The organism is Chamaesiphon sp. VAR_48_metabat_403 (assembly GCF_031422475.1).
GTDB lineage: Bacteria > Cyanobacteriota > Cyanobacteriia > Cyanobacteriales > Chamaesiphonaceae > Chamaesiphon.
On record NZ_JANPLS010000056.1, the window covers coordinates 1 to 4,935 of the forward strand.

General features: G+C 45.8%; 5 protein-coding genes and 1 pseudogene. 1 reads left to right on the forward strand and 5 read right to left on the reverse strand.

Translation table 11 applies throughout. The annotated features are described in order from the left end of the window. Positions 1-295, forward strand: a pseudogene (locus tag RMO79_RS02725) (photosystem II q(b) protein); the annotation flags it as partial. 216 nt (positions 296-511) lie between these two features. On the opposite strand, the gene RMO79_RS02730 reads toward RMO79_RS02725, so the two are convergent. The 5 genes from RMO79_RS02730 to RMO79_RS02750 all read right to left on the reverse strand — a co-directional run. Continuing rightward, entirely contained in the window at positions 512-940 is a 429-nt protein-coding gene (locus tag RMO79_RS02730) for a DUF2262 domain-containing protein (RefSeq protein ID WP_310481521.1), read from the reverse strand. A 17-nt stretch (positions 941-957) separates the two neighbouring features. Continuing rightward, positions 958-1,767 carry a hypothetical protein gene (locus tag RMO79_RS02735; RefSeq protein WP_310481522.1) on the reverse strand — a complete coding sequence of 270 codons (810 nt, stop codon included), beginning with the start codon at positions 1,765-1,767 and terminating at the stop codon, positions 958-960. Between the two features lie 183 nt (positions 1,768-1,950). After that, a complete protein-coding gene (locus RMO79_RS02740; protein ID WP_310481523.1) occupies positions 1,951-3,009 on the reverse strand; it encodes a phosphotransacetylase family protein in 1,059 nt (352 codons plus the stop codon). Between the two features lie 204 nt (positions 3,010-3,213). Next, positions 3,214-3,597: a type IV pilus biogenesis protein EbsA gene (ebsA, locus tag RMO79_RS02745; protein ID WP_310481524.1), complete on the reverse strand. Its 384-nt coding sequence runs from the start codon at positions 3,595-3,597 to the stop codon at positions 3,214-3,216. A gap of 233 nt (positions 3,598-3,830) precedes the next feature. Continuing rightward, positions 3,831-4,935: Hsp70 family protein (locus tag RMO79_RS02750; RefSeq protein ID WP_310481525.1), on the reverse strand; the 1,105-nt coding region annotated here is incomplete at its 5' end.

Genomic DNA, 4,935 nt, shown 5'->3' on the forward strand with positions numbered 1-4,935 from the left:
TTCTTTCAACAACAGCCGTTCCTTGCACTTCTTCCTAGCAGCATGGCCAGTAGTCGGCATCTGGTTCACATCCTTGGGTGTATCGACCATGGCCTTCAACCTCAACGGATTCAACTTCAACCAATCAGTTGTAGATGCACAAGGTCACGGCATTAATACCTGGGCTGACATCATCAACCGCGCTAACTTAGGTATGGAAGTAATGCACGAAAGAAATGCACACAACTTCCCGCTTGACTTAGCTGCTGGTGAAGCTACTCCTGTTGCTTTAACTGCTCCTGCTATCAACGGTTAATATCGGTTTGATTCAGACAAGTAAAGCCCCCTCACGATTGTGAGGGGGCTTTTGAGTTGTTAGGAGTGTAACAATTGGATGAGATTCAATATTGTTCGGTTAGACAGCGATTGAAATCGCCGCTAATGTTGCAAAGTCCGCCTACGCGGACTAGAACACAAATATTCACTTAACCGAACAGTATTGAGATAAGATTAATTGACTGCCATTATCGATTCAGTGAGGAATATCGGCATCGACAAAGTTATTTACGCTATCCATCATTACGTAAAAGTGTCCAGCAAACAGATTATCGTCAGGGTAATAAAAAGATACGCTTCCGTCTGGTTCGATTGATATGAATTGAAGCACCATTCGATCTTTGAATTGTTGAGGTGTTAACGGTGGTCGATTTTCATCAATCTCGTTCTTGACTGCTAGCAAACTTTCCACCGCATACTCTTTGGCTTGCTGGAGATGATTTTTTAGATCGCTCATAACATCGACAAACCTATTCTGTGCGGACTCTAATTTTCTTTCCTCATCCATTGAAAAATAAATTGTTACCTCTGATTGTTGGATTTTAAGCTGTCCTTTATACCAATCGTTTGTTACGTCATAATGCAATATTCCTAAAATTGGGCATTCAAGATCGGGATAATTCATGATTGCAATGCAATTAGTTAAACTGTCAAGATCGATCGATTCACCCAATCTATGGCATAATCTCGATAAGCTGCCCAAATTTCTGGAAAACGGCTGACATTAGGGACGTGGTTGACTTCTAGTAAATGTTTGGTGCCTTTATCGGTCACGATATAATCATTGGCAATTAGATCTAACCCAAATGCTTTAGCCACATTTTGAGTATCGGCTAATAACTCACGATCGACTTCCATAAATTCAGCAGTAGGATCGTGAATCGATTTAAGCCAATCGTCCCCTGCTAATTTTATCTGCCAATACTTATCGCCAATTAAAACGATTCGTACCGATTGCCCTGGGATAAAATCTTCGACGATACAAGGTTCTTCGCTCTGCCAAACCCCGTCGAATCGCTCCTTATTCTTGCCACAGTGCCAGTTTCCCCACTTAGCAACACTTTCGTTCTCGGTTTCAAATTCGGCGTTGGGCGAAGCATATCCTCGCAATGGCAGTCCAAACCGTGTATGTTCCAGCGCGCGCACCAATCCTGGCAACCGCAAGCGCAGATCCATCATGCCACGGGGATTGGGCAAACAAGGGCCACCCCATAATGCTAAGGCTGCCAGAAATTCTAGATCGTCTTCATAGATACCATGAAAAATTACGTGCGTCACTTCGATCGTGCCAGCACGGTGGCGAGATTCGATAAATAGCTTACCATCTCGGACGATCGTTCGAGGTAAAGCTTGATGCGCGACAACACCGATGCCGAACTCAATCGCCGACTGAATCTCATTCACCTCGTGTTCGTCGAGTCCGACGATACATACTCTGTGGGAAATAGCCATATCTAAAAAATAAAAACGCCGCTTGTGGGTACCCTTAATTAATGCGGGGTAAGCACGAGGCATTACCCCTACAAAAATCGTTCGTGCATTTCATATCTGAATTCAGCAACACAAACTAATGTACTATCTACTATCCACTATTCACTAAAACACTCGTAACTTTGTTTTGATGGAAGATGCGAGTTAACCAATTCCTAACATCGAAATCAGTCGATCGATCTCACAATGGTTTCTAAATAACTCCCGCGCGCAATTAATTTTAATCGGTTCTTGCAGGCGGACTTGCCCGAAAGCCCGATCGATAATTTCCACAGTGGTTAAAGTATCCAAATCTACCGACAGAATGGGAATTTCTAGGTCTTCAGCACGGCTAAGAATGAATGGCTGAGGACTTAGATGTCCAGTTAAAATTAGGCACTGTGTAGAGGTTTCTAGCGCGGCTAGTTGAATATCGGCCCGATCGCCGCCAGTGACAACAGCCATATTATTACCGCGTCGGAAATATTCTAGAGCTGAATTGACATTCATCGCCCCGATCGAGAGACTTTCGACCATCAGATCTAACCTGTCGGGACGGCATAATATTTCGGCATCGAGTTGTTCGACTAGTTGCTTGACAGTGACGCTGCGAAGCAACCCATTGCGATGGACGACTCCAAATACTGGGATGCCAATTCGTTCTAAATATGGCACCAAAGAGGTCTGGACGGTCTCTACGCGATCGCGGGGGATGTCGTTGATGATACACCCCAATAACCGCTTGCCGAGCTGTTGTTGCGCCGATACGAGCAGATCGATCGTGGAGATCGGATGATAGCGATTGACGAGTAACACCCCAGCATCGAGAGCTTCAGCTACTTGTGCCGTCGCCAGATCGAATAAACTCCCTTCATGCAGATTGGCACCACCTTCAAGAATGACCAAATTCCCTGGAAGCTGGACGCTTTGTTTGAGTAATTGGACGTAATCGCGATCGTCCTTCCCTGTCAATCGATCGATCGTCCGCTCGGCATTCAAACCCAATAATGGCATTCCCAATCGCTCTGGGGGCAGGGATAAAGCTGTTGCCATCAACTGGAGATCGCCATCGATCGAGGGATTGGTAGCATTGACAGTAGTTACAGGTTGAGCGTAAGCAATCTCAATCCCTTTTTCCTGCAAGCGATCGGCAATTCCCAAAATTGTTGCCGATTTTCCACTACATGCTTCCGTTGAAGCTACCAGCAAGTATTTCATAGCCATCCCACACACTTACCCTCAGTCATTAATTCAGATCGGCAACCAGTCCCTAACAGATAGTCTCACATCTTGCACCAGATCGAAAATTTCTGGTTAACTTGGCTCAATGAGTTTACTCCCGCTTTACCAATAGCCTAATCTGGGTTGCCTGCGATCGCAATGACTCAGATCGACAATAGAGATGTTCCACGATCGACAAAATAGCTCCTACTCATCCATTCTCATCAATTTATGATAAAAATACTGCGGAAAATCGGGGGTATTGGTATCGCGGAGATTAATCAGCCAATCGATGAGATAACCGATTAGTTCCGAATTCATCAAATTTACATCGTAGGTGAGATCGGCATTGTCATCAAACATCATGGTACATCTAGTCAGATCGCCAGGTAAATTTTGAATCACCCAGTTAATGACATACGGAATGTTCTCGCCACCTTCGATCGATCGATGACCGCCGAGTCCACCTTTATGATAAAGCGTAATTGCTTTAGGGAGAACGTTACGTCTAGCCGCAGACTTCATGAAGTACGGGGCATATAGATTCACTTTATCTGGTGGGGCAGCAATTATTTCATCAAATAAATTCATCGATCTAGGCTTTAGGAATTAGGCTTTAGCGAAAAGTGCGGTCTTGGGAAACCCCAAGTAAAGCACCTTTTCAAGACAGGCTTTAGGCTTTAGGCTGGGGAATGGTAATTTTCCCGCCGCTAGCTTGATGCGATTGGTTAAACCTAGTATTCACCGTTTTGGCTGGAGATTTACTAGTTGGCGCAAAAAAAATCCGGTTTCGATGAGAAACCGGACGTTAGCACAAATTTAAATTATTTTGTTTCGGAGAATTCTGCATCGATGACATCATCGACACCGCCAGTCGCACCACCACCAGGAGGAGTACCAGCATCGTTATCGTCACTACCGCCAGCATCGCCACTAGCACCTGCTTGAGCGTAGATATTACTGCCAATCGCCATGAGGGTTTGTTGGACTTCTGGACTCAAGCGTTGGATTTCGGCATCGTCTTCCTTAGCTACAGCTTCTTTGAGTTCTTTGATTAAAGCTTCCAGCTTGGTTTTATCTGCTGCGGGAACTTTATCGCCGAGTTCTTGAAGTTGTTTTTCGGCTTGGTAGCTGAGGGAATCAGCCTGATTCTTGCGATCGATCTTATCGCGATTTTCTTTATCGGAGGAGGCATTATTTTCAGCTTCGCGTACCATCCGTTCGACTTCGGTTTTGTCAAGAGTCGATGCACCAGTGATACTGATGGATTGCTCTTTACCAGTGCCTTTGTCTTTGGCGGTGACGTTCAAGATCCCGTTTGCATCGATGTCGAGGGTGACTTCGATTTGGGGTACGCCGCGAGGTGCCGAAGGAATACCGTCGAGGCGGAAGGTTCCCAAACTCTTGTTGTCGCGAGACATTTCGCGCTCACCTTGGAGAATTTGGATTTCGACATTGCTCTGTCCATCTACCGCTGTCGAGAAGGTTTCAAACTTCTTGGTAGGGATAGTAGTGTTGCGGGGGATAATCTTGGTCATCACACCACCGAGGGTTTCAACACCCAAGGAAAGTGGCGTAACGTCAAGTAAGAGAATGTCTTTGACTTCGCCAGCCAAGACACCAGCTTGCACCGCTGCACCGACAGCAACCACTTCATCAGGGTTGACAGTCTCGTTAGGCTCTTTGCCTAAGAGGCGTTTGACTAGCTCTTTGACGGCTGGAATCCGCGTAGAACCACCAACTAGCACGACCTCATCCAGACGAGATTTGTCGATTTTCGCGTCTCGGACTGCATTTTCAACGGGAATGCGGCAACGATCGATCAAGTCAGAACAGATTTCCTCAAATTTAGCACGAGTCAGAGTCAGTTCGACGTGCTTTGGCCCATCCTGAGTCGCTGTGATGAAGGGAAGGTTGATTTCGGACTGA